The 14,384-nt window shown below is 70.0% G+C and carries 18 protein-coding genes and 1 tRNA gene; 13 read left to right on the top strand and 6 right to left on the bottom strand.

The genetic code is table 11. The features are described 5' to 3' along the window. Positions 1-68 precede the first annotated feature (68 nt). Complete coding sequence (locus AT701_RS23995) at positions 69-2,123, bottom strand: ATP-dependent DNA helicase (RefSeq protein WP_058126734.1); 2,055 nt, start codon at positions 2,121-2,123, stop codon at positions 69-71. 3 nt (positions 2,124-2,126) lie between these two features. Then, positions 2,127-3,431, bottom strand: a complete 1,305-nt coding sequence (locus AT701_RS23990; protein ID WP_011730184.1) for a nicotinate phosphoribosyltransferase — start codon at positions 3,429-3,431, stop codon at positions 2,127-2,129. Positions 3,432-3,497: 66 nt separating this feature from the next. Here AT701_RS23990 and clpS point away from each other — a divergent pair, with 66 nt between their 5' ends. The 11 genes from clpS to rdgB all read left to right on the top strand — a co-directional run bounded on the left by clpS (position 3,498) and on the right by rdgB (position 10,913). Continuing rightward, positions 3,498-3,800 (top strand): ATP-dependent Clp protease adapter ClpS, encoded by a 303-nt coding sequence (clpS, locus tag AT701_RS23985; RefSeq protein WP_003896307.1) that lies wholly within the window; start codon positions 3,498-3,500, stop codon positions 3,798-3,800. A gap of 6 nt (positions 3,801-3,806) precedes the next feature. Beyond that, complete coding sequence (gene aosR, locus AT701_RS23980; protein ID WP_011730183.1) at positions 3,807-4,385, top strand: oxidative stress transcriptional regulator AosR; 579 nt, start codon at positions 3,807-3,809, stop codon at positions 4,383-4,385. 6 nt (positions 4,386-4,391) lie between these two features. After that, positions 4,392-5,411, top strand: a complete 1,020-nt coding sequence (locus AT701_RS23975) for a P1 family peptidase (protein ID WP_011730182.1) — start codon at positions 4,392-4,394, stop codon at positions 5,409-5,411. 35 nt (positions 5,412-5,446) lie between these two features. Continuing rightward, positions 5,447-5,863: a M67 family metallopeptidase gene (locus tag AT701_RS23970; RefSeq protein ID WP_003896304.1), complete on the top strand. Its 417-nt coding sequence runs from the start codon at positions 5,447-5,449 to the stop codon at positions 5,861-5,863. Between the two features lie 9 nt (positions 5,864-5,872). Continuing rightward, positions 5,873-6,154 (top strand): MoaD/ThiS family protein, encoded by a 282-nt coding sequence (locus tag AT701_RS23965; RefSeq protein ID WP_011730181.1) that lies wholly within the window; start codon positions 5,873-5,875, stop codon positions 6,152-6,154. 7 nt (positions 6,155-6,161) lie between these two features. Continuing rightward, entirely contained in the window at positions 6,162-7,133 is a 972-nt protein-coding gene (locus AT701_RS23960; RefSeq protein ID WP_003896302.1) for a cysteine synthase, read from the top strand. Between the two features lie 37 nt (positions 7,134-7,170). Further along, a complete protein-coding gene (locus tag AT701_RS23955; protein WP_011730180.1) occupies positions 7,171-7,830 on the top strand; it encodes a rhomboid family intramembrane serine protease in 660 nt (219 codons plus the stop codon). Then, entirely contained in the window at positions 7,827-8,660 is an 834-nt protein-coding gene (murI, locus tag AT701_RS23950; protein WP_011730179.1) for a glutamate racemase, read from the top strand. Before AT701_RS23955 ends, murI begins: the two co-directional genes overlap by 4 nt. A 62-nt stretch (positions 8,661-8,722) precedes the next feature. Then, positions 8,723-9,490: a cyclic nucleotide-degrading phosphodiesterase gene (locus AT701_RS23945; protein WP_003896299.1), complete on the top strand. Its 768-nt coding sequence runs from the start codon at positions 8,723-8,725 to the stop codon at positions 9,488-9,490. 34 nt (positions 9,491-9,524) lie between these two features. Beyond that, positions 9,525-10,304, top strand: a complete 780-nt coding sequence (gene rph, locus AT701_RS23940) for a ribonuclease PH (RefSeq protein ID WP_011730177.1) — start codon at positions 9,525-9,527, stop codon at positions 10,302-10,304. Between the two features lie 6 nt (positions 10,305-10,310). Beyond that, entirely contained in the window at positions 10,311-10,913 is a 603-nt protein-coding gene (gene rdgB, locus AT701_RS23935; protein ID WP_011730176.1) for an RdgB/HAM1 family non-canonical purine NTP pyrophosphatase, read from the top strand. Here rdgB and AT701_RS23930 read toward each other — a convergent pair. Beyond that, on the bottom strand, positions 10,910-11,254 hold the full coding sequence (locus tag AT701_RS23930; protein WP_011730175.1) for a DUF3817 domain-containing protein: 345 nt from the start codon (positions 11,252-11,254) through the stop codon (positions 10,910-10,912). The genes rdgB and AT701_RS23930 overlap by 4 nt on opposite strands. Continuing rightward, positions 11,255-11,629 (bottom strand): hypothetical protein, encoded by a 375-nt coding sequence (locus AT701_RS23925; RefSeq protein ID WP_058127717.1) that lies wholly within the window; start codon positions 11,627-11,629, stop codon positions 11,255-11,257. Between the two features lie 96 nt (positions 11,630-11,725). Between AT701_RS23925 and AT701_RS23920 the strand changes: the two genes are divergently transcribed. Continuing rightward, positions 11,726-11,812, top strand: a tRNA-Leu gene (locus AT701_RS23920). Here AT701_RS23920 and AT701_RS23915 read toward each other — a convergent pair. Then, positions 11,813-13,666, bottom strand: coding sequence for a fatty acyl-AMP ligase (locus AT701_RS23915; RefSeq protein ID WP_011730173.1), 1,854 nt, complete (start codon positions 13,664-13,666; stop codon positions 11,813-11,815). It lies immediately after the preceding tRNA gene. Between the two features lie 102 nt (positions 13,667-13,768). Continuing rightward, complete coding sequence (locus AT701_RS35120) at positions 13,769-14,074, bottom strand: DUF4333 domain-containing protein (RefSeq protein ID WP_003896292.1); 306 nt, start codon at positions 14,072-14,074, stop codon at positions 13,769-13,771. 47 nt (positions 14,075-14,121) lie between these two features. Here AT701_RS35120 and AT701_RS35115 point away from each other — a divergent pair, with 47 nt between their 5' ends. After that, on the top strand, positions 14,122-14,382 hold the full coding sequence (locus tag AT701_RS35115; protein ID WP_162139555.1) for a hypothetical protein: 261 nt from the start codon (positions 14,122-14,124) through the stop codon (positions 14,380-14,382). The last annotated feature ends 2 nt before the right edge of the window (positions 14,383-14,384 follow it).

Raw genomic sequence — 14,384 nt, 5'->3', positions numbered from 1 at the left:
GTGAGCGGCCAGATGGCGCGCCTTGACTGCAGCCAGGATAGTGAACTGTCGCTGCTCCCAGCGCGCAATCAGCGTGCGCCGCGTAATCTCCGCAGCGCCTGGCGGACCCGCTCGGGGTCGGTCGTGGCCCAGAACGGCGGCAGCGAGGCCCGCAGATAACCGCCGTAGCGCGCGGTCGCCAGGCGTGAATCGAGCACCGCGACCACGCCTCGGTCGTCGGTGTGGCGCAGCAACCGGCCCGCGCCCTGGGCGAGCAACAGCGCGGCATGGTTGGCCGCCACGGCCATGAACCCGTTGCCGCCGTGCGCGGTGATGGCCCGCTGGCGCGCCGTGAGCAGTGGGTCGTCGGGCCGTGGGAACGGGATGCGGTCGATGATCACCAACTGCAGCGACGGTCCCGGGACGTCGACGCCCTGCCACAGCGACAACGTGCCGAACAGCGATGTCTGCGGATCGGCGGAAAACTGTTGTACGAGAGCAGACGTGGTGTCCTCACCCTGGCACAGCACGGGCGTGTCGAGCCGCTCGCGCATCACCTCGGCGGCGGCCTTGGCCGCGCGCATCGACGAGAACAGCCCCAGCGTGCGTCCGCCCGCGGCGGTGACGAGTGCCTCGATCTCGTCGAGCGCGGCCGGGCTGGTGCCCTCGCGTCCCGGCGCGGGCAGGTGCTTGGCGACGTAGAGGATCGCCGACTTGGCGTGTTCGAACGGAGAGCCGACGTCGATGCCGTGCCACCCCGGCTTGGCGGACTTGGCCTTGCCTGCGGGTTTCTCGCCGCTGTCCTCGTCGTCGGCGCGGGCCGCCAGCCCCCAGTTGCGGGCCATGGCGTCGAAGTTGCCGCCGAGACACAGTGTGGCCGAGGTCAGTACGGCCGTGGTGTGCGCGAACAGCCGCGTACGCAGCAGCCCCGACACCGACATCGGGGCGACGCGCAGCACCGACCGCACCGCGGCCCCGCCCGCGCGTGGCGGCCCTTCGTCGTGCTCGAGCCACACCACGTCGACACGGTCGGGGATGGGCGGCACGAACGACGTGAGGATCCGGGTGGCGGTGTCGGCGACCTCGTTGAGCGCGGTCACGGCCTCGGTGCGCGCCGCGGCGGCCTGCGGGTCGCTCGGCGTGGTGTCGATGGCCATGCGCACGGTGTTGGCGGAGTCGCGCACGGCGGTCAGATACGTCGCGAGTTCCTCGTCGAGCACATCGAGGCGGCCCGCCGGGACGTCGTAGACCATCGACGACAGGGTCGCGATCGACGCCTCGAGACGTTCGGCGAGTTCGGCGTCGACCAGCCGGGCCGCGCGCCGGTGGGCCACACCCATCGACGTGGGGGACAGCTCGCCGGTCGCCACACCGGTCACCCGGTCGGCCAGCTCGTGCGCCTCGTCGACCACCAGCAGCTCGTACTCGGGCAGCACGGAATAGTCCGACAGCGCGTCGATCGCCAGCAGCGCGTGGTTGGTCACCACGATGTCGGCGTTGCCCGCCTTGTCGCGGGCGCGCTCGGCGAAGCAGTCGGTGCCGAACGGGCACCGCGACACCCCGATGCATTCGCGGGCCGACACGCTGACCTGGCTCCACGACCGGTCGGGCACACCGGGCGTGAGCTCGTCGCGGTCACCGGTCTCGGTGTCCGACGACCATTCGATGAGCCGCTGGACGTCACGGCCCAGCGCCGTCATCGCGACGGGGTTGAACAGTTCGTCCTGTGGCCGGTCGTCCGGTTCGGCCGCCGCGCCGTTGTGAATCTTGTTGAGGCACAGGTAATTTCCGCGTCCCTTGAGCAGCGCGAAACGCGGGCGGCGGGGCAGCACGTCGGTCAGCGAGTCCGCCAGCCGCGGCAGGTCGCGGTCGACGAGCTGGCGTTGCAGCGCGATGGTCGCCGTCGACACCACGACGGTCTGCTCGGTCTCCATCGCCCGGGCGATCGACGGCACGAGGTAGGCCAGCGACTTGCCCGTGCCGGTGCCTGCCTGCACGGCCAGGTGCTCGCCGGTCTCGAACGCGTCGGCGACGGCCTGGGCCATGCGGACCTGGCCCGGGCGGGTGGCGCCGCCCAGGCCTTCGACGGCGACGTTGAGCAGCTTGGTGACCAGATTGATGTGAGCGGGGGCGGACGTGGCCAACTCCTAACGCTCGTCCGCGGTCATCCGCGTCGGGATCGCCGGTTCGCCGCGGGACAGCTTGAGGCCGTCCCACGGCAGGCTGTGCAGCCCGGCGCGGACGCGCTCGCGCGCAGCGGACAGGTCGTCGGAGTACCCCTCGACGGGTTTGCCGCCCGCCACCAGCGGCACGGTGAGCTTCCTTGCGGTGAGCGGGGATTCGATCTGCGGCGGTTTGCCGTACGGGTACACCACCTCTTCGACGATGGTGCCGGAGGCCTTCGCGACCCGCAGCGCCTCCTTGCGGCCGCCGTGGGATTCCTTGCTGCTGCTGCGTTTGGCCACCGGCATGCCGTCGACCTCGACCAGCTTGTAGACCATGCTCGCGGTCGGGGCGCCGGAACCGGTGACCACAGACGTGCCCACGCCGTAGCTGTCGACGGGTTCGGCGCGCAGCGCCGCGATCGCGTACTCGTCGAGGTCACCGGACACCACGATCTTCGTCTCGGTGGCACCCAGATCGTCCAGCTGGGCACGCACCTGCCGTGCCAGCACCCCCAGATCGCCCGAGTCGATCCGCACCGCGCCGAGCTTCGGGCCTGCCGCGGCGATCGCGTTGGCGACGCCTGCGGTGATGTCGTAGGTGTCGACCAGCAGCGTGGTGTCGGTGCCGAGCGCGGCGACCTGGCCGCGGAACGCGGCCTGCTCGTCGGGGCCCGAGGCGGTGGTGTGCAGCAACGTGTAGGCGTGCGCGGCGGTGCCCAGCGCGGGCACGCCGTAGCGGCGCTGGGCCTCAAGGTTCGACGATCCGGCGAAGCCCGCCAGATACGCCGCGCGGGCCGCGGCGACGGCGGCGTGCTCGTGGGTGCGGCGCGAGCCCATCTCGATCAGCGGGCGGCCCTGCGCGGCGCTGGCCATGCGTGCGGCCGCCGATGCGATCGCGGTGTCGTGGTTGAAGATTGACAGCACCAGCGTCTCCAGCAGCACGCACTCGGCGAACGTGCCGTGCACCGACAGGATCGGGGAGCCCGGGAAGTACAGCTCGCCCTCGGGGTAGCCGTCGATGTCGCCGCCGAACCGGTAGCCCGCCAGGTAGTCGAGCGTGTCGGCGTCGAGAAAGCCGCGCAGCAGGCCCAGGTCGGCCGGGTCGAACCGGTACTGCGTCAGGGCTTCGAGGAACCGCGCGGTCCCGGCCACGACGCCGTAGCGGCGGCCCTCGGGCAGGCGGCGGGCGAACACCTCGAAGGTGGTCCTGCGGTGCGCGGTGCCGTCACGCAGCGCGGCGGCAAGCATGGTCAGCTCGTATTTGTCGGTGAGCAGCGCGACCGTCACATCTGCAACCGTAGAGCAACGACGGCGCGTTGAAGATCACCGCACCCCGATGGGTATTGTGGCGACATGGTTACACCGGCGAAGGCGCGACCGGGAACCCGAGAAGAAGTCGATGTCGCCTCGGTCGAGTCCACCGAAGCTCCGTGGGTGACCATCGTCTGGGACGATCCGGTCAACCTGATGAGCTACGTCACCTACGTATTCCAGAAGCTGTTCGGGTACAGCGAACCGCATGCCACGAAGCTCATGCTTCAGGTGCACAACGAGGGCAAGGCCGTGGTGTCGGCCGGCAGCCGTGAGTCGATGGAGGTCGACGTGTCCAAACTGCACGCCGCGGGGCTGTGGGCCACCATGCAACAGGACCGCTGATCGACGGTGCGCAAGTGGAAGCGGGTCGAGGCCGCTGACGGGCCGCGGTTCCGGTCGGCTCTCGAGGGGCACGAGGCCGCGTTGCTGTCCAGCCTGGTCGGTTCGATGCTCGGAATGCTCGACGAACGCGAATCGTCAGCTCCCGCAGACGAACTCGAAGCGATAACCGGCATCAAGACCGGGCATTCCCGGCCGCCCGAGGATGCCACCATGAAGCGTCTGCTGCCGGATTTCTTCCGGCCGCAGACCGATCACCCGGCCGGATCGGGCACCGCGGAGAGCCTCAACAGCGCGCTGCGCGGTCTGCACGAGCCCCAGATCATCGACGCCAAACGTCAAGCAGCGCAACGTTTGTTGGACACCATGCCCGACGGCGGCGGCAAGTTCGAGCTCACCGAGGACGATGCGCACGCGTGGGCGGCCGCGGTCAACGACGTGCGGCTGGCGCTCGGCACGCTGCTGGAGATCGGCCCCGACGGGCCCGACCGGCTGCCTCCCGAGCACCCGATGGCCGGTCACCTCGACGTCTACCAGTGGCTGACGGTGCTGCAGGAGTACCTGGTGCTCGAACTGGTGGGGAAGTAGGGACTCATGGGCTCGATCACCGACGTCGCGGGGATCCTGGTCGGCCACCATCACCGTCTCGACCCGGATGCAGTCCTCGGCTCGGGGTGGGCCTCGGGAACCACCGTGGTGCTCACACCGCCGGGCACCGTCGGCGCCGTCGACGGCCGTGGCGGGGCGCCCGGCACCCGCGAGACCGACCTGCTCGACCCGTGCAACACCGTCCGCCACGTCGACGCGGTGGTCCTCACCGGCGGCAGCGCCTACGGCCTGGCCGCGGCCGACGGCGTCATGACCTGGCTGGAGGAGCAGGGCCGCGGCGTGGCGATGGAGGGCGGCGTGGTGCCCATCGTGCCCGCCGCGGTGATCTTCGACCTGCCGGTCGGCGCGTGGGGTGCCCGCCCGACCGCCCAGTTCGGTTACGAGGCCGCCGCCTCGGCGGGCACCGAGTTCGCGCTCGGCACCGTCGGCGCGGGCGTCGGCGCGCGTGTCGGGGTGCTCAAGGGCGGTGTCGGAACCGCGTCGATGACGTTGGAGAACGGCGTCACCGTGGGCGCGGTGGTGGTGGTCAACGCCGCTGGCGACGCGGTCGACCCGGCCACGGGCCTGCCGTGGATGGCCGAGTACGTCGAGGAGTTCGGCCTGATCCCGCCGCCGGCCGACCGGCTGACCGGCTACGCCGATCTGCGCACCGAACTCAGCCCGCTCAACACCACCATCGCGGTCGTCGCGACCGACGCCGAACTGAGCCCGGCCGCGTGCAAACGCGTCGCGGTCGCGTCGCACGACGGTCTCGCGCGCACCCTCCGGCCGTGTCACACCCCGCTCGATGGCGATACGGTGTTCGCGCTGGCGACCGGCCGGGTGGCGGTGCCGCCCGACCCGAAGACGCCGACGGCGATGTCGCCGGAGACCAGGCTGGTGACGCAGGTCGGGGCGGCCGCCGCGGACTGTCTGGCCCGCGCGGTGCTGGTCGGGGTGCTGGCCGCCGAATCGGTGGCCGGAATACCGACCTACCGTGACATGTTGCCGGGAGCGTTCGAGTGACGGTCGGCGTGACCGTGAGGAAGGGTGAGTAGGCAGTGTTGGTGATACGTCGCGACCTGGTCGACGCCATGGTGGCGCACGCACGTGCCGACCACCCCGACGAGGCGTGCGGGGTCATCGCCGGGCCCGAGGGGTCCGACCGGCCCGAGCGGTTCATCGCGATGACCAACGCCGAGCGTTCGCCGACCTTCTACCGGTTCGACTCCATGGAGCAGCTGCGGGTGTGGCGCGAGATGGACGACAACGACGAGGTGCCCGTCGTCATCTACCACTCGCACACCGGCACCGAGGCCTACCCAAGCCGCACCGACGTGGCGATCGCCGCCGAGCCCGACGCGCACTACGTCCTGATCTCCACCCGCGACCCCGACGAGCACGAGTTCCGCAGCTACCGCATCGTCGACGGCGTCGTGACCGAGGAACCCGTCGATATCGTTGAGCAGTACAGCTAAGGAGCAATCGTGACAGTGAATGTGTCGATCCCCACGATCCTGCGCCCCCACACCGGTGGGCAGAAGCGGGTCACGGCGTCGGGGTCCACCCTCAAGGAGGTCATCACCGACCTCGAGAACAACTACTCGGGCATCTCCGAGCGGATCGTCGACGCGGCGAACCCCGGCAAGTTGCACCGGTTCGTCAACATCTACGTCAACGACGAGGACGTGCGGTTCTCGGGCGGTCTGGAGACCGCGATCTCCGACGGCGACTCGGTGACGATCCTCCCCGCCGTCGCAGGAGGGTAGCGGGCGGGTGACGCGCTACGACTCCCTGCTGCAGGCCCTGGGCAACACCCCGCTGGTGGGCCTGCAGAACCTGTCGCCCCGGTGGGACGACGAGGACGGGAAACCCCACGTGCGGCTGTGGGCCAAGCTCGAGGACCGCAACCCGACCGGTTCCATCAAGGACCGCCCCGCGCTGCGGATGATCGAACAGGCCGAGCGCGACGGGCTGCTGCAGCCCGGCGCCACGATCCTGGAACCCACCAGCGGCAACACCGGCATCTCGCTGGCCATGGCGGCCCTGCTCAAGGGCTACAACATGATCTGCGTGATGCCGGAGAACACGTCGATCGAACGGCGCCAGATCCTCGAGCTCTACGGCGCGCGCATCATCTTCAGCCCCGCCGAGGGCGGCTCCAACACCGCGGTCGCGACCGCGAAAGAGCTTGCCGCGCAGAACCCGTCGTGGGTCATGCTGTATCAGTACGGCAACCCGGCCAACAGCGATGCGCACTACTTCGGCACCGGCCCCGAACTGCTCGCGGACCTGCCCGAGATCACCCACTTCGTCGCGGGGCTCGGCACCACCGGGACCCTGATGGGCACCGGACGTTTCCTGCGCGAGCACGTTCCCGGCGTGCAGATCGTGGCGGCCGAACCGCGTTACGGCGAGGGCGTGTACGCACTGCGCAACATCGACGAGGGCTTCATCCCCGAGTTGTACGACGCCGACGTGCTCACCACCCGGTTCTCGGTGGGCTCGTTCGACGCCGTGCGCCGCACCCGTGAACTCGTCACGCGCGAGGGCATATTCGCGGGCATCTCGACCGGCGCGGTGTTGCACGCCGCGCTGGGGATGGCCGCCAAGGCCGTCAAGGCCGGTGAGCGTGCCGACATCGCGTTCGTCGTCGCCGACGCCGGATGGAAGTATCTGTCGACCGGCGCGTACGCCGGTAGCCTGGATGACGCCGAGGACGCGCTGGAAGGGCAGCTATGGGCATGATCGGGCACCTGGTTTCGCACGTGGTCGTGGAACCGGCATGACCCTGCCCACCGGCCCCGCACCGAAGAAGAACAAGTCGCCGGCGTGGAAGACCGGCGGCATCACGATCCTGACCTTCGTCGCACTGCTCTACGTCGTCGAACTCGCCGATCAATTGTCCGGCGGGCGCCTGGACCGCAACGGCATCCGGCCACTGGAGACCGACGGGCTGTGGGGTGTGCTGTTCGCGCCGCTGTTGCACGCCAACTGGGAACACCTGATGGCCAACACCGTGCCCGCGCTGGTGCTGGGCTTCTTGGTGACGCTGGCCGGGCTGGCGCGGTTCGTGTGGGCCACCGCGATCATCTGGATCCTTGGCGGCATCGGCACGTGGCTGATCGGCGACGTCGGCGGTTGCCCGTTGCCCACCAACCACATCGGCGCGTCGGGGCTGATCTTCGGCTGGCTCACGTTCCTGCTGGTGTTCGGCTGGTTCACGCGCAACGCCTGGCAGATCGTCGTCGGCATCCTCGTGCTGCTGGTGTACGGCGGCATCCTGTGGGGCGCCGTGCCGGTGCTCAACGGGTGCGGCGGGGTGTCGTGGCAGGGACATCTGTGCGGCGCGATCGCGGGCGTCGTCGCCGCGTACGTACTGGCCGGACCCGAACGCAAGGCACGGGATTCACGTAAACGGAGCCGGCCATATCTGACCTCATGAGCGATCGACTCGCGCCGATCGGGATCTTCGATTCCGGTGTCGGCGGCCTCACGGTGGCGCGCGCCATCATCGACCAACTGCCCGACGAGGACATCGTCTACGTCGGCGACACCGGCAACGGGCCGTACGGGCCGCTGACCATCCCGCAGATCCGCGCGCACTCCCTGGCGATCGGCGACGACCTCGTGTCGCGCGGCGTCAAGGCACTGGTGATCGCATGCAACACCGCGTCGTCGGCGTGCCTGCGCGACGCCAGGGAGCGCTACTCGCCGGTGCCCGTCGTCGAGGTGATCCTGCCCGCGGTGCGCCGCGCGGTCGCGGCCACCCGCAACGGGCGCATCGGGGTGATCGGCACCCAGGCGACGATCGCCTCGGGCGCCTACCAGGACGCGTTCGCCGCGGCCCGCGACACCGAGGTGTTCACGGTGGCGTGCCCGCGGTTCGTCGACTTCGTCGAGCGCGGCGTCACCAGCGGCCGCCAGGTGCTCGGCCTCGCCGAGGGCTACCTGGAACCCCTGCAACTCGCCGAGGTCGACACGCTGGTGCTCGGCTGCACCCACTACCCGATGCTGTCGGGGCTGATCCAGCTCGCGATGGGCGACAACGTCACGCTCGTGTCGTCGGCCGAGGAAACCGCCAAGGACCTGCTGCGGGTGCTGACCGAATTGGATTTGCTGCGACCGCATCCGGACGACCCGTCGGTGACCGCCGTGCGGCGCTTCGAGGCGACCGGCGATCCCGAGGCCTTCACGGCCCTGGCCGCGCGTTTCCTGGGCCCGACGTTGGACGGTGTGCGTCCGGTCCGACGTCACGCCGGCGCCGGAAGATGATCTGTGTCGCCAAACCGGGCATGTCTTGGCACCAGGGGTAGCGGGCATGGCAAGCTAGCAGTGTGCGTTTGACCATCCTGGGTTGCTCCGGCAGCGTTGTCGGCCCGGATTCGCCGGCCTCGGGCTACCTCGTCACCGCACCGGACACGGTCCCGATGGTCATCGACTTCGGCGGCGGAGTGCTCGGTGCGTTGCAGCGCTATGCCGACCCCAACACGGTCAACGTCCTGCTGTCGCATCTGCACGCCGACCACTGCCTCGATCTGCCCGGGCTGTTCGTGTGGCGCCGTTACCATCCGATGCCCGCCACCACGCGCGGTGTGCTGTACGGCCCGGCCCAGACGTGGACCCGGCTGGGCATGGCGTCCTCACCCGAGGGCGGCGAGGTCGACGACTTCTCCGACATCTTCGAGGTGCGCAACTGGGTGGACGGCCAGTCGGTCACGCTCGGCGCGCTCGACGTCACGCCGCGGCTGGTGTGCCACCCCACCGAGTCCTACGGCATGCGGTTCACCGATCCCTCGGGCGCCACACTGGTCTACAGCGGCGACACCGGCTACTGCGACGCACTCGTCGAACTGGCGCGCGGCGCCGACATCTTCCTGTGCGAGGCGTCGTGGACGCACGATCCGTCCCGCCCGCCGCGCCTGCACCTTTCGGGCACCGAGGCGGGCCGGGCCGCGGCCGAGGCCGGTGTCGGTGAGTTGCTGCTGACCCACATCCCGCCGTGGACCTCGCGTGAGGACGTCATCAGCGAGGCGAAGGCCGAGTTCGACGGCCCCGTGCACGCGGTGGTGTGCGGCGAGGCGTTCGACATCACCCGCGGCTGACCTGCGCGTCGGTGCCACCGGATAGGGTTGGCACGTGTCCAGACGAGAAGACGGGCGGCTTGACGACGAGCTGCGTCCAGTGGTGATCACCCGCGGCTTCACCTCGCATCCGGCGGGTTCGGTGCTCGTGGAGTTCGGCCAGACCCGGGTCATGTGTACGGCATCGGTGACCGAGGGGGTGCCGCGCTGGCGCAAGGGCTCCGGGCAGGGCTGGCTCACCGCGGAGTACGCGATGCTGCCCGCCGCCACGCACGACCGCTCGGACCGTGAGTCGGTCAAGGGCCGCATCGGCGGCCGCACGCAGGAGATCAGCCGGCTGATCGGCCGGTCGCTGCGCGCGTGCATCGACCTCGCGGCGCTGGGCGAGAACACCATCGCGATCGACTGCGATGTGCTGCAGGCCGACGGCGGCACGCGCACCGCGGCCATCACGGGCGCCTACGTGGCGCTGTCCGACGCGGTGACGTGGCTCGCCGCGGCGGGCCGGCTGTCGGATCCGCGGCCGCTTTCGTGCGCGATCGCCGCCGTGTCGGTCGGCGTGGTCGACGGACGCGTGCGGGTCGACCTGCCCTACTCCGAGGATTCGCGTGCCGAGGTCGACATGAACGTCGTCGCCACCGACACGGGAACGCTCGTCGAGATCCAGGGCACCGGCGAAGGGGCCACGTTCCCGCGCTCGACGCTCGACAAGATGCTCGACGCCGCGCTCGGGGCCACCGAGCAGTTGTTCGTGCTGCAGCGTGAGGCGCTCGACGCGCCGTACCCGGGTGTGCTTCCCGAGGGGCCGGCCCCGAAAAAGGCGTTCGGAAGCTGACTTTCGGTGACTGAACTGCTCGTGGCCAGCCGCAACAAGAAGAAGCTGGCCGAACTGAGGCGTGTGCTCGACGCGGCGGGCATATCGGGTCTGCGGCTGTTGTCCCTCGACGACGTCGCCCCGTACGACGAATCACCCGAGACCGGTGCGACTTTCGAGGAGAACGCGTTGGCCAAGGCCCGCGACGGGTTCGAGGCGACCGGGCTGGCGTGCGTGGCCGACGACTCGGGGATCACCGTCGCGGCGCTCAACGGCATGCCGGGAGTGCTGTCGGCACGCTGGTCCGGCACGCACGGCAACGACGCCGCCAACACCGAACTGCTGCTCGCGCAACTGGCCGATGTGCCCGACGAGCGCCGCGGCGCGGCGTTCGTGTCGGCGTGCGCGTTGGTGTCGGCCTCGGGATCGACTGTGGTGCGCGGCGAGTGGCCCGGCACGGTCACGCGTGAACCCCGCGGCGACGGCGGGTTCGGCTACGACCCGGTGTTCCTGCCCGAGGGGTCGGAGCGCACGGCCGCCGAGCTCACCCCGGCCGAGAAGGACGCGTCCTCACACCGCGGCCGCGCGTTGACGCTCCTGGTGCCCGCGCTGCGCGCGTTGGAGGGTTAGAGCTCGAAGCGCTTCTTGACGTCGCGGGTGTTGAAGTGCTCGACGATGATGCCGAGGAACGGGATGGTGCCTGCCAGCAGCACGCCGATGGTCTTGCCGATGGGCCAGCGGATCTTGACCGCCAGGTTGGCCGTGAACATCAGGTAGATGAAGTACACCCAGCCGTGCACGATGCCGATCCAGCCCGGCGGGTTGTCGACCTGGACGATGTACTTGAGCACCATCTCGTAGCACAGCGCGATCAGCCACAGGCCGGTCGCCCACGCGAAGATACGGTAGCCCACGAGCGCCTTGCGGATGGTCTCCCTGGGGGTGCTGACCTCGGCTGCCGGTTCGGTCATCTATCGGTCCTGCTCTTTCTTCTTTGCCAGTTCGGCGAGGTAGGCGTTGTACTCCGCGAGTGCCGGATCGTCGTCGTCGGCCGTGCGCTCCCTGGCCACGTGCCTCGGCCGTTCGGGCAGCAGACCCTCGGGGATCTCGGTCACCGTGTCCTTGGGGCGCTCGGGAGGAGCTTCTTCGTAGCGCACGAACTTGTAGTACGCGTAGAAGCAGAACCCGGAGAACATGGGCCACTGCAACGCGTAGCCCAGGTTCTGGAAGGTGCCGGAGTTCGACTCGAATCGCGTCCACTGCCACCACGCCAATGCCATGCAGCCGGCAGCGGCGACGAACACCAGCAGGATGAGCGCCGGTCTCCTACGCCGTGTAGTGGACATGGTTCCACGGTACCGCGAGGTCATTCGGCCTGACCAAGGTGTCAAGCCGGGCGGTGACCACGAGTGGTCGGCACGAGGCGGTACGATCGGCACGCTGCGGGCGTGGCGAAATCGGTATACGCGCGGGTTTTAGGTGCCCGTGTTCGAGAGAACGTGTGGGTTCGAGTCCCACCGCCCGCACCATCACGCCGGTTGCGGCGCAGTTTTCGCGACCGGGTCGTACTTGCCCGCCAGATATTCCGCGCGGCACGCGCTGCGCGCGAGCTTGCCGCTCGTCGTGCGAGGGATGACGCCCGCGGCGACCATCCGCACATCGGCCACCCGCACCTGATGCTGACGCGACACCGCGGCGCGCACGGCGTCGACGATCGGGCCGGGTTCGGCGCGGCCCGCACCCGCCGCGCGCTCGGCGACGATCGCCAGCTCCTCGCCGCGCTCGCCGGGGATCGAGAACGCCGCGACGTAACCGGACCGCACGGCCGGTGACGACAGGCTCACCGTGGTCTCGATGTCGGTGGGGTAGTGGTTGCGGCCGTCGATGACGATGAGGTCCTTGATCCGTCCGGTCAGGTACAGCTCACCGTCGACGTAGACACCGAGATCGCCTGTCGCGAGCCACGCGCCGTTGTCGGGTGCGCCGTCGGCGTGGCTGCCCGCGTCCAGGCGCGTCTGCAGCTTGTTGCCGAACACGCGCTCGGTCTCGTCGGCACGGCCGAAGTAGCCCTGCCCGATGTTGTTGCCGTGCAACCAGATCTCGCCCACCGCGCCGTCAGGTGCCTCGTTGCCGTCGGCGTCGGCGATCACGGCCCACTGGTTGGGGATCGGCTGACCGCACGACACGTGCGGCACGGCGCGGTCGGTGCCGTGCGCGACGGCCACGGCGCGGCCCGCGCTCAGCTCCTCGCGGTCGAAGTGGATGACGCTGGCCGCGGCCGACGGCGCGATGCTCGCGACCGACAGCGTCGCCTCGGCCATGCCGTAGGACGGTTTGACCGCGGTCGCGGGCAGTCCGTACGGCGCGAACGCCGTCGTGAACTTCTCGACCGCCGCCATGGTCACCGGTTCGGACCCGTTGAGCAGCGTCACGACGTTGCTCAGATCCAGCGCGTCGCCGCTCGGCGGGAGCCCGCGCTCGGCGGCCAGCTCGTAGGCGAAATTCGGTGCGGCCGCGAGTGTGCGCCCGTAGGCGGCCTCGATGCCGAGCTGCTTGATCCAGCGGTAGGGCCGCCGGACGAACGCCATGGGATCCATGAGCGTGATGTGGTTGCCGCACAACGCCGGGAACATGATCATGATCAGGCCCATGTCGTGGTAGAGCGGCAGCCAGCTGACGCTGCGGATGCCCATCTCCAGATCACCGGCGAGGATCATCTGCAGCACGTTGGTGCACACGTTGCGATGCGTGATCTCGACGCCTGCCGGCGTGCGCGTCGAACCCGACGTGTACTGCAGGTAGGCGACGTCGTCGGTGTCGACCTCGGGCGCGGTGAACATGTCGGCCAGCGTCGTGGGTACCGCGTCGACGGCGATCATGCGCGGCCGCTCGGCCGCGGGCAGCGTGCGCAGGAACTTGCGCACCGACTCCGAGGCCGCGGTGGTCGTCAGCACGACGGTGGGCCTTGCGTCGGCCAGCACGGCCGCGAGGCGCTCGGTGTGGCCCGCGAGACTCGGTGCGAACAGCGGCACCGCGACATTGCCCGCGTGGATCGCCGCGAAGAACGCCGCGACGTAGTCCACGCCCTGCGGGGTCAGGATCGCGACGCGGTCGCGCGGCCGGGTGACCTGCTGCAGGCGCGCGCCGACCGCGCACACCTGCGCCCACAGGGCATTCCAGCTGAGCTCGACGGCCTGACCGTCGGGATCGTGCGAATAGTCGATGAACCGGTACGACGGACGGTCCCCGTAGATCGCGCGATTGCGGTCGAGGAAAGACGTGAGTGTGACGCCGTCGGGCACCACGATGGTGCCGTCGGAGCGGAGGTAGTCCTCGATGGAGGAGGAATGGGCGACAGTGCTGCCCGACGAAACCCGACCCATTGCATTCACACTAATAGTCGGTCTAAATACCGACCGCGTCGAATGATCATGACAGTGATCACTGGACACGCGTCGATATGACGCAGCTCACTTCGCGGGCCCTCAGCGGGGGCCGTCGACGGCGTACGTGCCGTCGTCGTCGGTGAACTCGACCACCACCTGCCGCACGGTGCCGTTGATGTCGACCGCGCACATGAACGTCGAGCCGACCTCGACGCGGGGGTTCTTGCCGTTGTTGCACGCCACCGCGGCAACGTCGTTCGCGCCGTAGCCGTACACCGGATCGGACAGGATCTCGGCCACGCCGGCCTCGGCCTGGCGCACGTCGAGGCGCGGGCCGCCGGCCTCACCGCGCATCCACAGTCCCACGGCCACCGCGGCGATGACGACGACGGCCGCCGCGGCCATGGCGACGACCTGCCAGCGCGCCGGAGCCTTGTGCCTGCGGCGCGGCGGTGCCGACGACGGAGCTGACGGGCCGCCCTGGGCACGGGGCCGCGGCAGCGGGGCGTACGGGTTGGGGCGAGGTGCCGGCCGGGTCGCGCGCGGGGGAGGTGCACTGTGGCGGGGCGGTGCGGCGGGCGGTCGGAGCGGACCGGGTGGCGGGCCGGGTGGTGGGCCTGGGCGGGGCCCAGGCGCGGCAGGCCGGGGTGCGCCGGGTGGTGGCGGTGCACCACCGGGCCTCACCCACCAGGGCCGCTCGGGTCCGCTCATGACT

This window comes from Mycolicibacterium smegmatis, from assembly GCF_001457595.1.
GTDB lineage: Bacteria > Actinomycetota > Actinomycetes > Mycobacteriales > Mycobacteriaceae > Mycobacterium > Mycobacterium smegmatis.
This window is presented reverse-complemented; position numbering and strand designations above follow the sequence as displayed.

Excerpts from the sequence above, each read along its gene's own strand:
- clpS (WP_003896307.1), top strand. The coding sequence starts at position 3,498 with ATGGTTACACCGGCGAAGGCGCGACCGGGAACCCGAGAAGAAGTCGAT.
- AT701_RS23975 (WP_011730182.1), top strand. The coding sequence starts at position 4,392 with ATGGGCTCGATCACCGACGTCGCGGGGATCCTGGTCGGCCACCATCAC.
- AT701_RS23955 (WP_011730180.1), top strand. The coding sequence starts at position 7,171 with ATGACCCTGCCCACCGGCCCCGCACCGAAGAAGAACAAGTCGCCGGCG.
- murI (WP_011730179.1), top strand. The coding sequence starts at position 7,827 with ATGAGCGATCGACTCGCGCCGATCGGGATCTTCGATTCCGGTGTCGGC.
- AT701_RS23930 (WP_011730175.1), bottom strand. The coding sequence starts at position 11,254 with ATGACCGAACCGGCAGCCGAGGTCAGCACCCCCAGGGAGACCATCCGC.
- AT701_RS23925 (WP_058127717.1), bottom strand. The coding sequence starts at position 11,629 with ATGTCCACTACACGGCGTAGGAGACCGGCGCTCATCCTGCTGGTGTTC.
- AT701_RS23915 (WP_011730173.1), bottom strand. The coding sequence starts at position 13,666 with ATGGGTCGGGTTTCGTCGGGCAGCACTGTCGCCCATTCCTCCTCCATC.
- AT701_RS35120 (WP_003896292.1), bottom strand. The coding sequence starts at position 14,074 with ATGGCCGCGGCGGCCGTCGTCGTCATCGCCGCGGTGGCCGTGGGACTG.